Annotated in this window: 12 protein-coding genes and 1 pseudogene; 6 read left to right on the forward strand and 7 right to left on the reverse strand. The window is 60.6% G+C overall.

Translation table 11 applies throughout. From position 1 onward, the window contains the following. The 3 genes from AC5E6N_RS09915 to AC5E6N_RS09925 form a co-directional block, all read right to left on the reverse strand. Nucleotides 1-1,120: circularly permuted type 2 ATP-grasp protein (locus tag AC5E6N_RS09915; RefSeq protein ID WP_491747698.1), on the reverse strand; the 1,120-nt coding region annotated here is incomplete at its 3' end. A gap of 148 nt (nucleotides 1,121-1,268) precedes the next feature. Beyond that, nucleotides 1,269-4,502 (reverse strand): 2Fe-2S iron-sulfur cluster-binding protein, encoded by a 3,234-nt coding sequence (locus AC5E6N_RS09920; RefSeq protein ID WP_491747672.1) that lies wholly within the window; start codon nucleotides 4,500-4,502, stop codon nucleotides 1,269-1,271. A gap of 4 nt (nucleotides 4,503-4,506) precedes the next feature. After that, nucleotides 4,507-4,956, reverse strand: a complete 450-nt coding sequence (locus AC5E6N_RS09925; RefSeq protein WP_491747673.1) for a MarR family winged helix-turn-helix transcriptional regulator — start codon at nucleotides 4,954-4,956, stop codon at nucleotides 4,507-4,509. 139 nt (nucleotides 4,957-5,095) lie between these two features. Here AC5E6N_RS09925 and AC5E6N_RS09930 point away from each other — a divergent pair, with 139 nt between their 5' ends. Then, the gene (locus AC5E6N_RS09930) at nucleotides 5,096-6,055 is read left to right on the forward strand and encodes a 2-hydroxyacid dehydrogenase (protein WP_491747674.1); all 960 of its coding nucleotides are present in this window, start codon (nucleotides 5,096-5,098) and stop codon (nucleotides 6,053-6,055) included. Between the two features lie 549 nt (nucleotides 6,056-6,604). Continuing rightward, complete coding sequence (locus AC5E6N_RS09935; RefSeq protein WP_491747675.1) at nucleotides 6,605-8,431, forward strand: ATP-binding response regulator; 1,827 nt, start codon at nucleotides 6,605-6,607, stop codon at nucleotides 8,429-8,431. Here AC5E6N_RS09935 and AC5E6N_RS09940 read toward each other — a convergent pair. Beyond that, nucleotides 8,428-9,090, reverse strand: a complete 663-nt coding sequence (locus AC5E6N_RS09940; protein ID WP_491747676.1) for a response regulator transcription factor — start codon at nucleotides 9,088-9,090, stop codon at nucleotides 8,428-8,430. The two genes, AC5E6N_RS09935 and AC5E6N_RS09940, sit on opposite strands and share 4 nt — an antisense overlap. A gap of 228 nt (nucleotides 9,091-9,318) precedes the next feature. Between AC5E6N_RS09940 and AC5E6N_RS09945 the strand changes: the two genes are divergently transcribed. Continuing rightward, nucleotides 9,319-10,623 carry an MFS transporter gene (locus AC5E6N_RS09945; protein WP_491747677.1) on the forward strand — a complete coding sequence of 435 codons (1,305 nt, stop codon included), beginning with the start codon at nucleotides 9,319-9,321 and terminating at the stop codon, nucleotides 10,621-10,623. Here AC5E6N_RS09945 and AC5E6N_RS09950 read toward each other — a convergent pair. Further along, nucleotides 10,620-12,197 (reverse strand): FMN-binding glutamate synthase family protein, encoded by a 1,578-nt coding sequence (locus AC5E6N_RS09950; RefSeq protein ID WP_491747678.1) that lies wholly within the window; start codon nucleotides 12,195-12,197, stop codon nucleotides 10,620-10,622. The two genes, AC5E6N_RS09945 and AC5E6N_RS09950, sit on opposite strands and share 4 nt — an antisense overlap. 316 nt (nucleotides 12,198-12,513) lie before the next feature. On the opposite strand from AC5E6N_RS09950, the gene AC5E6N_RS09955 reads away from it, so the two are divergent. Further along, nucleotides 12,514-13,053: a DUF992 domain-containing protein gene (locus AC5E6N_RS09955; RefSeq protein WP_491747679.1), complete on the forward strand. Its 540-nt coding sequence runs from the start codon at nucleotides 12,514-12,516 to the stop codon at nucleotides 13,051-13,053. 65 nt (nucleotides 13,054-13,118) lie between these two features. On the opposite strand, the gene AC5E6N_RS09960 is transcribed toward AC5E6N_RS09955, so the two are convergent. Continuing rightward, complete coding sequence (locus AC5E6N_RS09960; protein WP_491747680.1) at nucleotides 13,119-13,646, reverse strand: PadR family transcriptional regulator; 528 nt, start codon at nucleotides 13,644-13,646, stop codon at nucleotides 13,119-13,121. A 100-nt stretch (nucleotides 13,647-13,746) separates the two neighbouring features. Between AC5E6N_RS09960 and AC5E6N_RS09965 the strand changes: the two genes are divergently transcribed. Beyond that, nucleotides 13,747-14,190 carry a nuclear transport factor 2 family protein gene (locus tag AC5E6N_RS09965; RefSeq protein ID WP_491747681.1) on the forward strand — a complete coding sequence of 148 codons (444 nt, stop codon included), beginning with the start codon at nucleotides 13,747-13,749 and terminating at the stop codon, nucleotides 14,188-14,190. A gap of 31 nt (nucleotides 14,191-14,221) precedes the next feature. Then, a complete protein-coding gene (locus tag AC5E6N_RS09970; protein ID WP_491747682.1) occupies nucleotides 14,222-16,255 on the forward strand; it encodes an FAD-dependent oxidoreductase in 2,034 nt (677 codons plus the stop codon). Between the two features lie 16 nt (nucleotides 16,256-16,271). Here AC5E6N_RS09970 and AC5E6N_RS09975 read toward each other — a convergent pair. Beyond that, nucleotides 16,272-16,461, reverse strand: a pseudogene (locus AC5E6N_RS09975) (GntR family transcriptional regulator); the annotation flags it as partial.

Here is a 16,461-nt window from a genome sequence, read left to right on the forward strand (position 1 = left end):
TGCTCTTCGGGCCGATCAGCATCCCGTAGCCGCCGGATCCGTGCACCTCCTTGACGACCAGTTCGTGCAGATTGTCCATCACATAAGCGAGTTCGTCCTTCCTGCCGCACTGATAGGTCTGGATATTCTCCAGGATCGGCTGCTCGCCGAGATAGAACCGGATCATCGCCGGAACGTAGATGTAGATGGCCTTGTCGTCGGCGACGCCGGCGCCGGGAGCCGAACAGATATTCACATTGCCGGCCCGGTAGGCGTCGAACAGCCCGGCGATCCCCAGCATGCTGTCGGGCCGGAAGGTCAGCGGATCGATGTAGTCGTCGTCAATGCGGCGGTAGATGACATCGACACGCCGCGGTCCGCTTGTCGTGCGCATCCAGACCCTGGCCGCGTCGACAAAGAGGTCCTGCGGCTCCACGAGTTCGATCCCCATAAGGTCGGCAAGAAACGAATGCTCGTAATAGGCGGAGTTGAGTGAGCCCGGGGTCAGCAGCACCACGGTCGGTTCTCCCGGACAGGACGCCGGCGCGACCTCCTTCAGAGTGCGCAACAGCTCGTCCGGGTAGTGGTCGACCGGCTTGACCGGGCCGCCGCTGAAGACATCGGGAAACATGCGTGCCATGATTTCACGGTTTTCCAGCATATAGCTGACGCCCGACGGCGTGCGGCAATTGTCCTCGAGGACCTGGAAAACGCCCTCGCCCGTACGCACGATGTCGATGCCGACAATATGGCTGTAGACACGGCCGGGCGGCGCAAAGCCCACCATCTCAGGCAGATAGGCGGAGTTGCAATAGACAAGCTCGCCCGGGATGACCCCGGCCTTGATGATCTCTCCGCGGTGATAGATGTCGTAGAGAAAGGCGTTCAGCGCCCTTGCGCGCTGGCGGATGCCGCGGTCAAGCTGCTCCCATTCGGCGGCGGAGAAGGCCCGCGGGATGAGATCGAACGGGATCAGGCGTTCGGGGTCTCCGCCCTCCCCGTAGACCGCGAATGTAATGCCGATTTTCCGGAAGATCGCTTCCGCCTCGTCGCGGCGGCGGCCCAGAAGCTCCGTGCCGGTTTCCTCTATCCAGTCGGCGATGCGCCTGTAGGGCGCACGGACACCGTCCGTTTCTTCCATCTCGTTAAACGGCACGCTCAGCCTTCTTGCTGTTTCCCCTTTGCACTTTCAGTGCCTGAAAAGGAGCCTAGAGCAAGTCCGGCTTAAATTGAAGCATTGATGGTCGAAAATCGGTCCGCTCGAGAACGCGGCACGCATGGCGCGTGGTTTAAAGATCGACGGTTATTTTGCCGCCGGCGTCCCGGGCCCTGGAGCAGCATAAGATAACGCGCTCCTGCCGCTCGTTCGACGACAATACGTGGTCCCGGTGCTCCACGTCGCCTTCCACCAGCGGCGCGGCGCAGACACCGCACAGCCCGTCCGTACATTTGACATCGACATGTATTCCGGCGGCGTTCAGCGCATCGGCCGCGGTCTGGTCCGCCGGTACGTTCACGGCACGCCCGGAGCGGGCAAGTTCCACGGTGAATTCGTGATTGACATAGTCCGGCGTCTCGGGAACCGAAAAATACTCCTTCAGGAGTGCTTCCTCAGGCCAGTTCTTGGCGGCGGCGGCTTCGAAGACCGCATCCATGTAGCGGTCGGCTCCACAGGTGTAGATGCGAAAACCGGGCCGGTATTCGGGAATGAGCTCAGCCAGGTTCGCCCGTTGCCCCTCGCCTGAAAAATGGCAGAAGACGCGCTCCGCCCAGGGCATCGATTTCAGTTCTCCGGCGAAGCCTGACCGGGCCGCTGACTCTGCGCTGTAGTGCAGGATGAACTCCTTATCAAGCGCATGCAGCCGGTGCGCCATCGTCATCAACGGCGTCACCCCGATGCCCCCGGCCATCAGCAGCGAAAACTCGGCGCTCTCATCGAGCTGAAAATGGTTTCGCGGCTTGGAGATGAAAACCCGTCTTCCCTCCTTGAACACCCGGTGCATCAGGAGCGAACCGCCGCGTCCCTGCTGTTCCCTCTGCACGCCGAGGACATATTTTTCCGCGTCGGCAGGATCGCCCGCAAGCGAGTATTGCCGTTGATATTCGGGCGCTATGACCACATCGACATGGGCGCCGGCCTCCACCCGCGGAAGCGGCTTGCCGTCCGCTCGTTTGAGCTCAAAGCGCACAATGTCCGGTGCGGGGTCCGAGCGGCTGGACACAAGGACCGGGAAGACATCGGGATCGGTCGGGGGCGTGCGCGCCGCCGGCGCAAGCCCTTCGGTTTCCCCCTTCGACAGTTTGTCGCGATAGGCTTGAGGCGTCAGCATTGACCGGTAACGCTTGATGCCCTCCTCCCGGTCCAGTGGATGGACAACGGGATAAGGCGGCGGCATGATGTCGGCCGGATAGACGGCAAGCGTCTGGTCGGCATAGTCGAGCTTCAGATCCTTCGACAAGCCCCGCTCATTGGTTGCCGAAGCGGGCACGTATCGCCCGGCTTCAACATCCAGTTCGATATCCCACCACCACTTTTTGACCGGATTGATCTCGCCTCTTCCGAGGCGGTCATCGAGCGCGGCCAGCGTCCTGGCACTCGCCGGCGCGTTTATCGCCAGCCAGCGGAACGCCTCATCGGAAAACAGGCCCTCAAGGTTCCACGGGCATGTCTTCATGCATCGTCCGCACATGCCGCCCGCCGTATTGGTAATCCGATACCGGGCACATTTTTCGGCGTCCGACTTCCAGATCTCATAGCCGTTATACATCAGCTTCGGACCGGCGGTGATCGCGCCCGAAGGGCATTCGCGGGCGCATTTGTTGCAGGAATTGCAGAAGTGCTGGAGGCCGAAGTCGATGGGCTTGTCGTGGCTCATCGGCATCGAGGTGGTCACAACACCCGATTTCAGACGCGGCCCCAGAAACGGGTTGAGGATGACTTCACCGATCCGGCTGACCTCACCGAGCCCGGCCAGCAACAGCAATGGCGGTTGCAGGACGTCGCCATCCAGCACCGAATGCACACGTGCGGAATAGCCGAGCCGCCGGATCTGCTCGCCAATGACGCCGCCGAGCAGCGAGAACCGCAAATAGGCGCGCATCGACTGGGCAACGGAAATCCAGTCATCGCCGCTGGCGCCTTCCATCGTGTCAAAGCCCTGGTCAAGAAGCAGGGAAACACCGTTGTCGTGATAGGGCTCCAGCGGGTTGCCGCCGGCATCGTGGGAATAATAGGCCCAGTCCGGAACACGGCTGAGACCGACCGCATCGGCGGACAGATAGTAGGACGCGGCCTTGAGATTATCGGCATTGCGCTGCGGATCGCCAGCATCGGGTGAGACCGGTCCACGCGCCTCGCCGAACTGCAAAAGGAGAAGAGCGCCCAAAGCCCGCCGGGCGCAGGCGCCGATGGGGCTCTTCATGACATACATTCCGCCCTTGGCTCCTTGCTGAACCTTGCGGCCCATATCGCCAAAAAGGGCGCGGGCGAAGAAATCGGCGCGTTTGGGAAAGCGCGGGACCCGCTCCTCGTCGATGAAGGTTGTGGGTTTATCTGTCCGCTTGATCGTCTCGAAAGGGTGCGGGCCCATGCGGAAGTCCCGGCCGGCATAGGGCGTTGCCGTTGCCGCCCGGCGCTGCGTTCCCCGCCCCATCCACCAGTCGGGGCCGTGCGAGCGCCAGCCGGTGCGCCCGCCACCCGGCCCGAGCGGCAGATCCTCTTCCATATCCAGCGTCGTTGTGACGGCGGCGAGACCAAAACGGGAACCGACAAACGGGTTGATCAGAACGGTCTTCGCGCCTTGCGGTCCGGGAGCGCACAGTCCCGACGAAACGGCGAGCCTGCCGAGATCGACATCGCTGGTCGTTGCCGAGTGCGCACGCGCTTCATGGCCGAGCATGCGAAGATAATTGGCGATCACCACCGCCACATTGGAGGTCAAAAGCGCAGCGCGTTCGGCCTGTGTGTCGATGAACCATTCCGTTCCCGGCTCATCCGGACGCGGCTCGCGGGTGAATTCCACCAGGAAAACGAGGGCATGGGTGTGGTGGCCGACGGGTCCCAGTTCCTCTCTCGCCGATTCGAGCACATCGGCATAGATCGCGTCCACACCCGAGGCAAAGCTCTTGGGTTGCCCGGCTTCCAGCTCTTCCTTGAGGTCGGCGATCATCGGATTTCGTATCGGTTCGACGAGCAGATGCCCGGGCTGAAGCCTTGCAACACCGACCATGGACGCGTCGAAATAGTAGGCGGCCGCCTTCAGGTGGCGCGCGCGCTCGAACCGGTCTGACGGGATATCGGCTTCGCCATGGACGATCTTGCCGTCACGCACGGTGTCCAGCATGCCCTGGAAGCGGGCGATCGCGTGGGCAAGCGAGTGTTCCGGGTGCCGTGCGAAATCCAGCGGCTGCATGCCGGGCACCGCCGACAAATCGGGATGCGCCTCCGCCCGGCTCAGCCGTTCGAGCGGAAACGGGCCAAGGTGAAACGGGCGGTGTTTTGTGGAAAAGATATTCGAGTTCATGGCTCTAAAGGCTATCAAGTTCACGTGTTTCGCCGGACGACAGCCTGTCGATTTGCTTCATCAGGACTTCGAGCTCGGCGACGGCGATCTTTGAGGTGAAATGGTCGTTGAGCCAATCGACATGGACCTTGCAGCGCTCCATCACGTCGCGCCCCTTGTCGGTCAGGGCGATTTGCACGCCTCTGCCGTCGCCGGCGGTCGGCCGCCGGCTGAGGAGTTCCATCGTCTCCATCGCGCGCAATGTGCGCGACACGGCCGACCGGGCGACGCCGACATAGGCGGCAAGCTCCGATGGCGTTCGGACACCCTCCATGCCGACGCCACTCAAGACGCACCACATGAGACGCGTTACGCCGAGCGGGCTGATTTTTTCCTCAAGCCGCGCCTCCATCAGTCGCGCGAGCCGGGAGACCTTGTATCCGAGCCGACTGTGCAGTCGATAGTTACAGTCCATGTTTCGTCGCCTTGTCGCGCCGATCCGCGCCCCATATAGTTAACCGTGTCAATTATATTATGACCGATATTAACTGCAAGGAACTTCACCAAGCCGGCATGCCGGTTTAAGAACGGCGTTGCAGAAGCGGGGAGAAACCATGGACGAATTCGATATACTGATTGCCGGCAACCTCTTGTCGTCAGCCGAGGACGTGTGCTCCAAAACCTTTATCTGCCACCGGGTCCACACCAGCGATCTGGACGGTCTGACAACCGATGTGGCGGATAAAATTCGCGGGATTGCCGTCAGTCCCCCCGTCGCTATCCATGCTGATTTCATGGAGAAGCTGCCAAATCTGGAGATTATCGCGAATTTCGGGGTCGGCTACGACAATATCGATGCGGCGCAGGCTGCAAGGCGAAACATCATCGTCACGAACACGCCGGACGTTCTTACCGAAGAAGTGGCCGATGTGGCCGTCGGGCTTATGATCATGACGGCAAGAGAGCTGTCGGCCGCCGAACGGTGGCTGCGCGCCGGAAACTGGAGGGACAGCTTCCCCCTCAGCCGCGGAACACTGCGCTCAAAGCGTCTCGGTATATTCGGTCTCGGGCGCATCGGCCTCGCCGTTGCCCGCCGCGCCGAGGCCATGAACATGGAGGTATGCTATCACAACCGCAATCGCGTAAAGGACGTACGCTATCCCTATTGCGCCAGCCTGCGGGAACTCGCGTCCCACTGCGATATCCTCCTGTGCGCGGCGCCGGGAGGAGACGCGACCCGGCACGTTATCGATTCCGGCATATTGCGGGCCCTCGGACGGGATGGAATCTTCATCAATGTGGGCCGCGGTTCAACGGTCGATGAAACCGCACTTATTGAAGCACTGCAGGACGGCACGATCATGAGTGCCGGCCTTGACGTGTTCGCCAACGAACCACATGTCCCGGAAGCGCTCCTGAAGATGGACAATGTGGTCCTGCTCCCGCATGTCGCGTCCGCGTCGCATTTTACCCGGAATGAAATGGCACGATTGCAGGTAGACAATCTTCTAAGCTGGTTCCGGGACGGAGCGCCGCTGACACCCGTGGCTGAAACGCCCTGGCCCAGACCCTGAGTTCAGCATTCGATCGCGGAGGAAATCAACGTGACCCCGACGCCCTGCCTTTTCTTCAACGGCCAGTGCGCGCAGGCAGCAGATGACGGGCGCGTCGGGTTCGGCACGCTGACCGGTCGGACAGATCCCGTCCGCTTCTTGAAAACAAATAAGGCAGGACCGGCCCGTTGAGGCGTATAACGGGCGGTCCTGCCTATCATTTGCCGAACGACGTCTGGGCGTAGACGTCGCACAAACGACAAATCACTTACAAGGACGCTCGCCATCCCCTGCGGCTTGCGTCCCTAACCGACGCGCACGGCTACACCGCCGCTGGTGCGCGTCCATTGCGACGCCAAAACCGGAAAAACGTCCGGTAAAGGCTCGGGCACGAATCGACAGCCCATCGCCGTGAGCGACACGCGGACGTTAGGGGACACCCTCACCGCGCTCAATCACCCGAATGGGTGACAGGCTGGGGACTAACACATTCGTTTGCATAGGGAATCGGCAGCGTCGGACATTGGCAAAGCCGCACGGTTTTGAATATGACTGTCAAAGGACACGGCGATGGATATCAGAACCACGTCAGGGGACGTTCACATGACGCAAACCGAGGCGCAGGCTGACGACAGGCTGATCGACATAGGGATCGCCCGGCAGTTGCTTGCCCGCTCACCGATTGCGGCAACATCCTCCTTTCTGTTTGCGATGCTTTGCGTCTCGCTGCTTCTTGACAGGGTGCCGGCAAATGTCGCCGCAGGGTGGCTGGCATCGGTTTTCATCGCCGGCTGCATGCCCTTTGCATATATAGCGGTGCAAAAACGTCATCCGTTCAACCGTTCGAACATTCGCACATATCTGTTCTTCAACACGATCAACGCCCTTGTCTCCGGTCTCGTATGGGGCACCGGCATGGCGGCGCTCACGAAGGTTTCGTCCGAGCTCTCGATTGCCAGCACCTTTCTCGCCATTTTTGCCTATTCCACCGCGGCGATTGTCAGTCACGGAGCCTTTCCGCGTTCCTATGCGGCGGCGGCCGGTTCGGCACTTCTCATTTACGGATCGTATCTGATTGCGGCCGCGCCCGTGCCGGAGTGGCGTTTCGGCTTCGTGTCGATCGTGATGTTCCTGCCCTACATGCTCATCGCGCGCAACATACACCGCACCACGGTTACAAGCCTGATATCGCGCCAGCAGCACGACGGCATGGTCGAGACACTGAAAGAACAGCGCGATGCGATCGAAAAGATAAACGACGACAAAACCCGGTTCCTTGCGGCGACAAGCCACGATCTCGCGCAGCCCCTGCACGCACAGGGCAACTATATTGCCGCCCTGCGCCGCAAGCTCACGCAGCCGGATCAGTACGAATTGCTGCAAAAGATCGAAGCCAGTTGGCGAAGCATGGGCAGCATGCTTGAGGGCCTGGTCGATATATCCCGGCTTGAGGCCGGAAGCGTCGTGCCCAACATCGTTCCGGTGGAACTGTCCACGCTGGTGTCCGATATTGTCGACGAATTTGCCGACGCAGCGGAGCGAAAACACATCCTGCTGACCGCGGACACGTACAAGGTGGCGACGGACACCGACCCTTACCTGTTCTCGAGGGTTTTGAGAAACGTCATCTCGAATGCAGTCAAATTCACGCCGCCCAAAGGCCGGGTTGTCGTCCGGTTCCGGGAGGATGGCGGGCATCTTGTATTCGAAGTGCAGGATACCGGGATCGGCATTCCCGCCGACAAGATCGGCGAGATATTCGATGAGTACGTCCAATTGCAAAACGACGAAAGGGATCGCGCAAAGGGGCTCGGGCTTGGACTTTCGATCGTGCGGCGGCTGTGCAATCTGCTGGAAATCGACCACCGGCTGACATCACATCCCGACAGGGGCAGTTGCTTCACCTTCCGCCTGCCGATATCGGGATCGATGCCGGAAACCAGCTCACCACCCAGCGAGCAGAGGGATGCACTGCGCATGAGTGTGCTGGTCGTTGATGACGAGCGCACCATCCTGGACAGCATGGCCGTTATCCTGTCGGATTGGGGCTGCGAGGTGTTTTGTGCGTCTTCCGTGTCGCAGGCTACCGAACTCATCACGGTCCTCGACGTCTCTCCGGATGTGCTGATAACGGATTTACGCCTGCCCGGAACCCTCGGCGGAACGGACCTTGTCGAGCTTATAAGATCGACTGTGAAACGGGACCTTCCGGCCATCGTCATGACCGGGAACATCAACGGGATCAGCAAGAACGACTTGCCGGCCGGTGCCCTGTTGCTGACGAAGCCGATTGATGCGGGGACGCTTTATCTCGAGCTGGCGCAAATCAGCGCGTGCGGTTCCGACACGGCGACCGACGAACCTGCTTCGCGCACCCGGCCGCCCGATGGTTCCTAATCGATCATGCCGAGTGACTGCGCCCGGCGCACACAGGCGGCCCGGGTGTTGACACCCAGGATCTGGAAAATCCGTTTGAGATGGGTCTTGACGGTGTTCTCGCTCATCTGGAGCACACCGGCGGTCCTGCGGTTCGAATACCCTTCCGAGACCAGTTGGAGAACTTCAAGCTGACGCTGGCTGAGCCTGACCACCACCTCCTCCGCCGCGGGGTACGCCGCAGCGGGAGAGCGGCTGTTGTGCTGATAGATGTCCCAAAGCTTCGGAGGCAGAAATATGTCGCCGGCAATGACGGTCTCAAGTGCCTCCGCAAGCATGGTCGAAGAAGCCGATTTGGGTATGAAACCCTGCGCGCCAAGGCGCAGCGCCTCCTCAATCGGCGGCGCCGTGCTGATGCCCGAGACAATAAGAACCGGCATCCTGGCCCCGCGCGTGCGCAGCGCCTTGACGAATGCTATGCCGTTGATGCTGTCCATGATCAGGTCGGATATGATCAGGTCGAACCGCTGCCCCTCCCCGACCATGCGCAAGGCCGTGAGCGGCGATGCGATCGGCGTGCACTTATAGTGGTCGCCGATCCCGCAAATCAGCCCGGCAAGCCCGTCGGCAAACATCTGGTGATCGTCGACAATCGCGATTTCGATTGATTTTGCTGTCAATTCGGGTTTCCCAACCGTTCAACCCAGTCTCATGTTTGTCAGCCCTGGCCGAAATAGGAGGCTGACTGCTGGGAGCCGTGCGGCAGTTTCAGATCAACACAGGCGAGGACTGGTGACGTCGATTATCTCTTAACTCAAAATAAGCTATCATATGTTATCACATTGAGGTGAAACCATTACTTTTAAGCTGTTTTGGGCCTGTTTCCGGCCCGCAGACACTGAAGAAAGATGAACGCCTCAAACGCTTCACAGGAACGACGCAACCTGTCCGTCCTTACCGGACAGGGCACCCTTTCAACTGTTGCCTGGACCATGGCGAACCCGTCGGTCGTTCTCACCTATATAGCCATCTCGCTGCAACTGCCGGTTTTCCTCGCAGGAATCCTCGTCACCTTCAGTCAGGCAGCGCGACTTTTTACCGCGACATTTGGAACCCCGATTGCAGCTAAGCGTATTGAGAAGAAGCGTGATCTCGCCGCCACGGACATCGTCCTGGCCGCCAGCTTCGTCGTCGCGCTGACGGCTGCCGCATTCGGCACACCGACGATCGTGGCGATCTGCTTCATTTTCTGCATATTGATCGTCGGCGCCGCCTCCGAATATCAGGCTATCGTAACGGCCGGATTTTACAGTGATGTGCTGAACTCCAGCTCGCGGAACATCCTGATGTACTCGGTCATGACGCTCGGAGGAATGCTTGCCTGCGGTCTGGCCTGGAGTGCTCATCGCAGGTTTTTTGACGATCCGCCTTTCGACCGTCACGTCATCTTGGTGTCGATCGGCGTCGTGTGCTTTGTTATCGCAAGTATCGTGATATTGCTGGTTCGCGAATACAGCATCGCACCCGAATCGGGCACCGGCAACGAGGCGCCGCCAAAGCGGGAGCGCCTGCCGGCCTTGATCAGCCGGCAGTTGCGGGAGGTCTACAAAATTCTCCGCCTCTTGCTGTCAATGGACTGGTTCCGCAGTTATCTTCGCCTTCGCCTGGCGCTGCTGACTGTGGAATTGTCCGTTCCCTTCTATGCCATTCTTGCCGCGCTCGCCCATCACCAGTCACCTAAAGGGCTCGCTGCGCTCATCATATCCTCAGCCGGCGCCCTTTTTGTATCAGGACCGCTCTGGGGTGCGATTGGAACGAAGTCGACCCGCCTCGTGATGGTCATCGGCGCCTGCCTCGCCGCCTGCGCCGGTGCTCTGCTCGTCTTCGACTTTTTCATTCCGATTGTGAGCGCTCCCTATATCCACGCGATCGCATTGTTTATCGTGACCGTCGCGGTGCGCGGCGTTTCAACCGCCCGCTATCTCTATTTCATCGATATAGCACCGGAAGAATATGTCGTTACCGGCATCGGCGTTTCCAAGGTGGCCGTGCGGATTGTCGGAATCGGACTTTCCTTCCTCATGGCATCGCTCGCCCATATTCAACATGTTATATGGGCGATCCTGGCCCTTGCGATCATCAACGCCGTAACGGCGCTGCTGGCGATGCGCTCGCCCGAGGCACCAAAAACGGTCGAGCCGGCAAAAGCCTAAAAGGCTTCGGCGCTCGCCTTGCCCCAATGTTCCGCATAGGCCGGATTGATTTTCTTCCCGAGAAGTTCGCCCGGCTCCAGCAACGGATAGATCTCGTCGTAGGAACGCTCGGTTTCATCGGCGACGCGCTGATAGATCAGGTCCGGCGACAGCTGCGATGGCGAGGTCAAACCCATGGCGCCGACGAGATCCAGAAAACTCTCAATCGTCGCGCCGTGGAAATTCGCCACGCGTATCTGGCGCGATTCAACGTCGACGGCCTTCGCACGCTGACGGTCCTGCGTCGCTATTCCGGTCGGACAGGTATTTGTGTTGCAGCGCACGGCCTGGATGCATCCAAGCGCGAACAGCATGGGCCGCGCCATGTTGCACATGTCCGCGCCGAGCGACACCTTTTCCACCATGTTGAAGCCGGTGACGATCTTGGCGCTCGAAATCAGCCTCAGCCGGTCTCTCAAAGAAGCCCCGACAAGGCATGAATGCACGAAGGTCAGGCCCTCATTGATCGGCATGCCCAGACGGTCGGTAAACTCGAGCGGTGCCGCCCCGGTGCCGCCCTCCGCACCGTCAACGGTGATGAAATCGGGCGTGATGCCGGTCTTCAGCATGGCCTTGACGATGCCCATGAACTCGTGCCGGCGGCCAACGCAGAGTTTGAACCCGATCGGTTTTCCATCGCTCAGTTCGCGCAGGCGGGCAACCCATTGAAGCAGGCCTTCGGGCGACGAGAATGTCGAGTGCGCCGGCGGGGAGATGACGTCGCGGCCCATCGGTACGCCGCGAATGCGTGAGATCTCCTCGTCCACCTTGGCGGCTGGCAGTACGCCGCCATGGGCAGGTTTGGCCCCTTGCGACAGTTTGATCTCGATCATGCGAACCACATCATGTCTGGCGATATCGACAAACTTGTCCTCGTCGAATGCGCCTTCCGGTGTGCGGCAGCCGAAATATCCCGTGCCGATCTGGAAGATGATGTCGCCGCCGCCGGCGAGGTGATAGGGGCTCAAGCCCCCCTCGCCCGTATTATGCGCAAAGTTGCCGCGCCGCGCACCGGCGTTGAGGGCATGAATAGCGGTCGGACTCAGCGCACCGAAGCTCATGGCCGAGATATTCAGCCTTGAAGCCAGATAGGGTCTGGTGCATTCGGAGCCGCCGACACGGATGCGCGCCTCATCACGCGGCACGGTCTTCGGCGCCAGGGAATGGCTCGCGCGGATGAAACCGACCTCCATGATCTCCCTTTGCGTGCCGAACGGCTGCGTGTCCACCGCCTGCTGCGCGCGGGCGTAAACGAGGTGACGCTGAAGACGGCTATAGGGTCTGCCGTCCTCATTGCTTTCGATGAAATATTGATGGATTTCCGGGCTGATGAACTCAAGCGCGTAGCGCAGATGGCCGATCACCGGATAGTTGTGAAGGACGTTATGCCCGGCCCAGAGTATGTCATAGATGCCGACGAGGATAAGCGGCACCACGATGATGAGTGCCCAAAGAACGGGCGGCCACGAAAGCGATACCAGACCGATCAGGATCAGCGAGACGGCTGATAGCACATAAAAGACGGTTCGCATCATGGTCCGGCCCTTTCCTGTCCACGGCCCGCATGCGCACGAACTGCAGACATCTTAGCGCAACTCTGGCCGTCGTCCAAAATAGCGATCAAGAAATAATCTCGGGTAAACAAACCTGTATCACGCTGCCTTGTACGTTGCAGCCCGTGGCTTAGTGACGGGTTCGGCGCGTTTTTGACGTCATATTGCCCGCGAAGCATCACAATGACGGCTCACTTTGGCCGTGAATCTGGACTTCCTGTTGATTGTTGATCCCAGGCTCCGTACCGGCCCGTGGACGGCGGCCGCGGATCAGCAAAGAAAGAGGCAGGAGCGACACATGATCAGCAAAAACAGGCGAACCGCCATCGCCGCAACCATGGCGGCACTCTTCCATGCGGGCGCTGCCGGGGCGGCGGATACGCCCGTGCAGGACATTGCCCCGGCTCCGGCGGCAAAGCAGCACTTCACCAAAATCGGCATGCTCAGTTGCACGAGCTACGGCGGCATCGGCTATGTCGTCGGCTCGTCCACCGACCTGTCATGCTCGTTTCGAAATCGCGGTCACGGCGAAGACGTCGAGTATTACACCGGTTCGATAACCAAGGTGGGGGCCGACATAGGCTTCAAACGCAGCGAACGCGTTGTCTGGGCCGTCTACGCACCCACCTATCAGGTTCCGCGCGGACGGCTGGACGGCACCTATGTGGGCATTTCAGCGGCGGCCGGCCTTGGAATCGGCGTCGGCGCAAATGTGCTGGTGGGCAACCTGAAGAACAATCTCAACCTGGTTCCGGTCAGCGTGAGCAGCAATATAGGCCTCAACGCATCGGCCGGTATCGGCGCGTTGACACTGTCCAGCAGCACGGCGGCGCGCTGAGGGCCGAACGGTCTGAAGCCGGCGGCAAGGACGCTGCCGGCTTCCCTCGTGGGCCGCATCACCGATCAGCCGAGCCGCTTGAGCACGTCCTCGCACCACTCGATCCAGCCCTTCTCATATTTTATGCCGAGTTCAAGCCCCATGAGCTTGCCCAGATCGTGCGGCAACGGCTCGCCATCGCTGAACCGCACATCGCGAATATGAAAATACTGCTCGAGCTGCTGGCGATGCACCTGAAGGCGACCGGCAATCTGCACGCGCAATGCATCGCGATCAATATGCTCGATCGCCTGCAACCGAACCAGAAGATCGTCCTTTATGAGGGGCGGGCCGACGGGCTCTCTTGACCAGTCTTTCAAGGCGGCCCTTCCGGCATCGGTAATGCTGTAGACGATACGGTTGGGTTTGCCGGACTGGATTTCCTCGGCCGAGGTCACATAACCCTGTTCGCCAAGCTTCTTCATCTCGCGATAAATCTGCGGGTGGGTCGCCCGCCAGAAAAAGCCGACCGAGGTGTCGAAGAACTTTCCGAGGTCATAGCCCGACATCGGCCGTTCGGTCAGGCACACGAGGATGGCGTGGGACAAGGCCAAGAGGCAACCTCCGTTTTGTCTTGCCATTCTTATTAAACTTTGCATATATGTGTCAATGCACATATAAATCGATAAGGCTTACGGTTAAGGGAGGATCGCCATGTCAGCATTGCCCGGCATTTCGCAGGCAGCCCGGAACACACTGGATCAGTGGCACGACATGCTTATCAGCGGCGATACAAGCGGCCTTGCCGCCATATCGTCCGATGCAGTGGTTTTCCGCTCGCCCGCCTTCTTCAAGCCCTATCACGGCAAGGACGCGTTTGCCTTCATTATCGGTACGGTTGCCGGGATCTTCGAGGATTTCCGCTATCACCGGCAGTTCGCCTCGGCAGACGGAAAGAGCGTCGTTCTGGAATTTGAGGCGCATATCGGCGAGAGGAGCCTCAAGGGTATCGACATGATCCGGTTCAACGATGACGGGCTGATCGCCGAATTCGAGGTGATGATCCGGCCCGCCAATGCGCTCGCGGCCCTGGCGGAAAAGATGGGCGAGCGCGCGGGCGCCGGCCTTGCGCAAATCCGCGCCGCCGGCGGCCAGTGATCAAAGCCGAGCATTTGGAACGGGAACATCCATGACACACTATCCTCACATCTTCAGGCAGCTCGATCTGGGTTTTACGACCCTGCCCAACCGGATCCTCATGGGTTCGATGCATACGGGCCTTGAGGACCGCAAGGCGCATGAGCGTGTCGCGGCCTATTTCGCCGAGCGCGCGCGCGGCGGCGTCGGGCTTATGGTCACCGGCGGCGTTGCCCCGAACGAGGAAGGCGCCGCCCTTCCCGGCGCCGGAAAACTCTCCGTCATGGAAGAAGTGGCCGAACATGTGCCGACGACCCGCGCCGTCCATGCCGAGGGCGGCAAGATCGCCATGCAGATCCTGCATTCCGGACGTTACGCCTATCACAAGGGCGGCGTGTCGGCGTCGGCCGTCAAATCGCCGATCTCGCCCTTTGCGCCCATCGAACTCGATGAGGCGGGCATCGAGAAACAGATCGCCGATTTCGCCAATTGCGCGTCGCTGGCCCGTGAAGCCGGTTATGACGGCGTGGAGATCATGGGCTCAGAGGGCTATTTCATCAACCAGTTCCTCGTCACCCATACGAACAAGCGCGAGGACGACTGGGGCGGCAGCTACGAAAACCGCATGCGGCTGCCGGTCGAGATCGTCAAGCGCGTGAGGCAGGCCGTCGGCGACGATTTCATCATCATCTACCGGCTTTCGATGATCGATCTCGTGCCGGATGGCTCGACCTGGGAAGAGGTCGTTCAACTGGCCAAGGCCATCGAGGCGGCCGGCGCGACGATCATCAATACCGGCATCGGCTGGCATGAGGCGCGCATACCGACCATCGCCACCTCGGTTCCGCGGCGGGCCTTCACCTGGGTGACAAAAAAGCTGATGGGCCAGGTGTCGGTGCCGCTGATCACGTCGAACCGGATCAACTCGCCGGAGATCGCCGAAGAGGTTCTTGCCGACGGCTGCGCCGACATGGTGTCCATGGCCCGGCCGTTCCTGGCCGACGCGGAATTCGTCAACAAGGCAAAGGAAGGACGGTCAGACGAAATCGCGCCCTGCATCGCCTGCAACCAGGCCTGCCTCGACCACACCTTCCAGATGCAGCTTTCCACCTGCCTCGTCAATCCGCGTGCCTGCCACGAAACGGAGCTGAACTATCTGCCCACCGACAATCCGCGCCGGATCGCCGTGGTCGGAGCCGGACCCGCCGGCCTTTCGGCGGCGATCGTCGCGGCCGAGCGCGGTCACGAGGTGACACTGTTCGACAAGGCGGAAGAAATCGGCGGCCAGCTCAACATGGCCAAGAAGATCCCCGGAAAGGAAGAGTTCCACGGCCTGGTCGACTACTATAAGCGCCAGCTTGAGCTCAAACAGGTCCGGACCGTGCTCGGAAAAGCGGTTGAGCCGGGCACGCTTGCCGAACAGGGTTTTGACGAGGTGATTGTCGCGACCGGCGTCTTGCCGCGCGACCCGGAGATACCGGGTCAGAACCATCCGAGCGTCCTGAGTTATATTGATGTGCTGCGCGACGAGAAGCCGGTCGGCAAAAAGGTCGCGGTCATTGGCGCCGGCGGTATCGGCTTTGACGTCTGCGAGTTCCTGGCCCATGAAGGCCCGTCGCCGACGGAGGATCTCGACCTGTGGAAGAAGGAATGGGGCGTCGGCGACCCGTCGCAGTCGCGCGGCGGCCTGAGCCCGCAGGGCGCTCAGCCCGAAGCTTCGCCGCGGAACATCACCCTGCTGCAGCGCAAGTCGAAAAAGCATGGCGCAAGTCTCGGCAAGACCACCGGCTGGATCCACCGGGCGGCACTGGCCATGAAGGACGTGCATATGCTCGGCAATGTCAATTACGAGGAAATCGGCGACAGGGGTCTGCGCATCTCGTTCGGAGAGGAGCGGCGCGATCCTCAATGGCTTGAGGTCGACACGATTGTCGTGTGCGCAGGACAGCTTTCAGACGTCAGTCTCGCCGCCGCGCTTCAGGCACGCGGAATTGCCAGCCAGACGATTGGCGGTGCTTTCAAGGCCGGCGAACTCGACGCCAAACGCGCGATCGATCAAGGCAGCAGGGTTGCCGCGGCGCTGTAGAGCAAGCCCGGGCTAATCAGACCTGGTGAAAACCGTGTTTGCGCAAAAGCGAGATCATCAGGGATTTGGCGGCAATGCGGTGATCGCGGTGGATACGGCGGGCGAGCGGGGCGTCGCGCTTTTCCAGCGCGTCGATCAACGCCAGATGGTCGGCATTCGATTTCTGCGGCGCCGGGCGTATATAGAGGGTCAGCGCGCGGGCGCGC

It is taken from the genome of Hoeflea sp., assembly GCF_984452065.1.

Coding starts and splice junctions, on each gene's coding strand:
- AC5E6N_RS09955 (WP_491747679.1), top strand. CDS start 12,514: ATGATCAGCAAAAACAGGCGAACCGCCATCGCCGCAACCATGGCGGCA.
- AC5E6N_RS09965 (WP_491747681.1), top strand. CDS start 13,747: ATGTCAGCATTGCCCGGCATTTCGCAGGCAGCCCGGAACACACTGGAT.
- AC5E6N_RS09920 (WP_491747672.1), bottom strand. CDS start 4,502: ATGAACTCGAATATCTTTTCCACAAAACACCGCCCGTTTCACCTTGGC.
- AC5E6N_RS09970 (WP_491747682.1), top strand. CDS start 14,222: ATGACACACTATCCTCACATCTTCAGGCAGCTCGATCTGGGTTTTACG.
- AC5E6N_RS09945 (WP_491747677.1), top strand. CDS start 9,319: ATGAACGCCTCAAACGCTTCACAGGAACGACGCAACCTGTCCGTCCTT.
- AC5E6N_RS09930 (WP_491747674.1), top strand. CDS start 5,096: ATGGACGAATTCGATATACTGATTGCCGGCAACCTCTTGTCGTCAGCC.
- AC5E6N_RS09925 (WP_491747673.1), bottom strand. CDS start 4,956: ATGGACTGTAACTATCGACTGCACAGTCGGCTCGGATACAAGGTCTCC.
- AC5E6N_RS09950 (WP_491747678.1), bottom strand. CDS start 12,197: ATGATGCGAACCGTCTTTTATGTGCTATCAGCCGTCTCGCTGATCCTG.
- AC5E6N_RS09935 (WP_491747675.1), top strand. CDS start 6,605: ATGGATATCAGAACCACGTCAGGGGACGTTCACATGACGCAAACCGAG.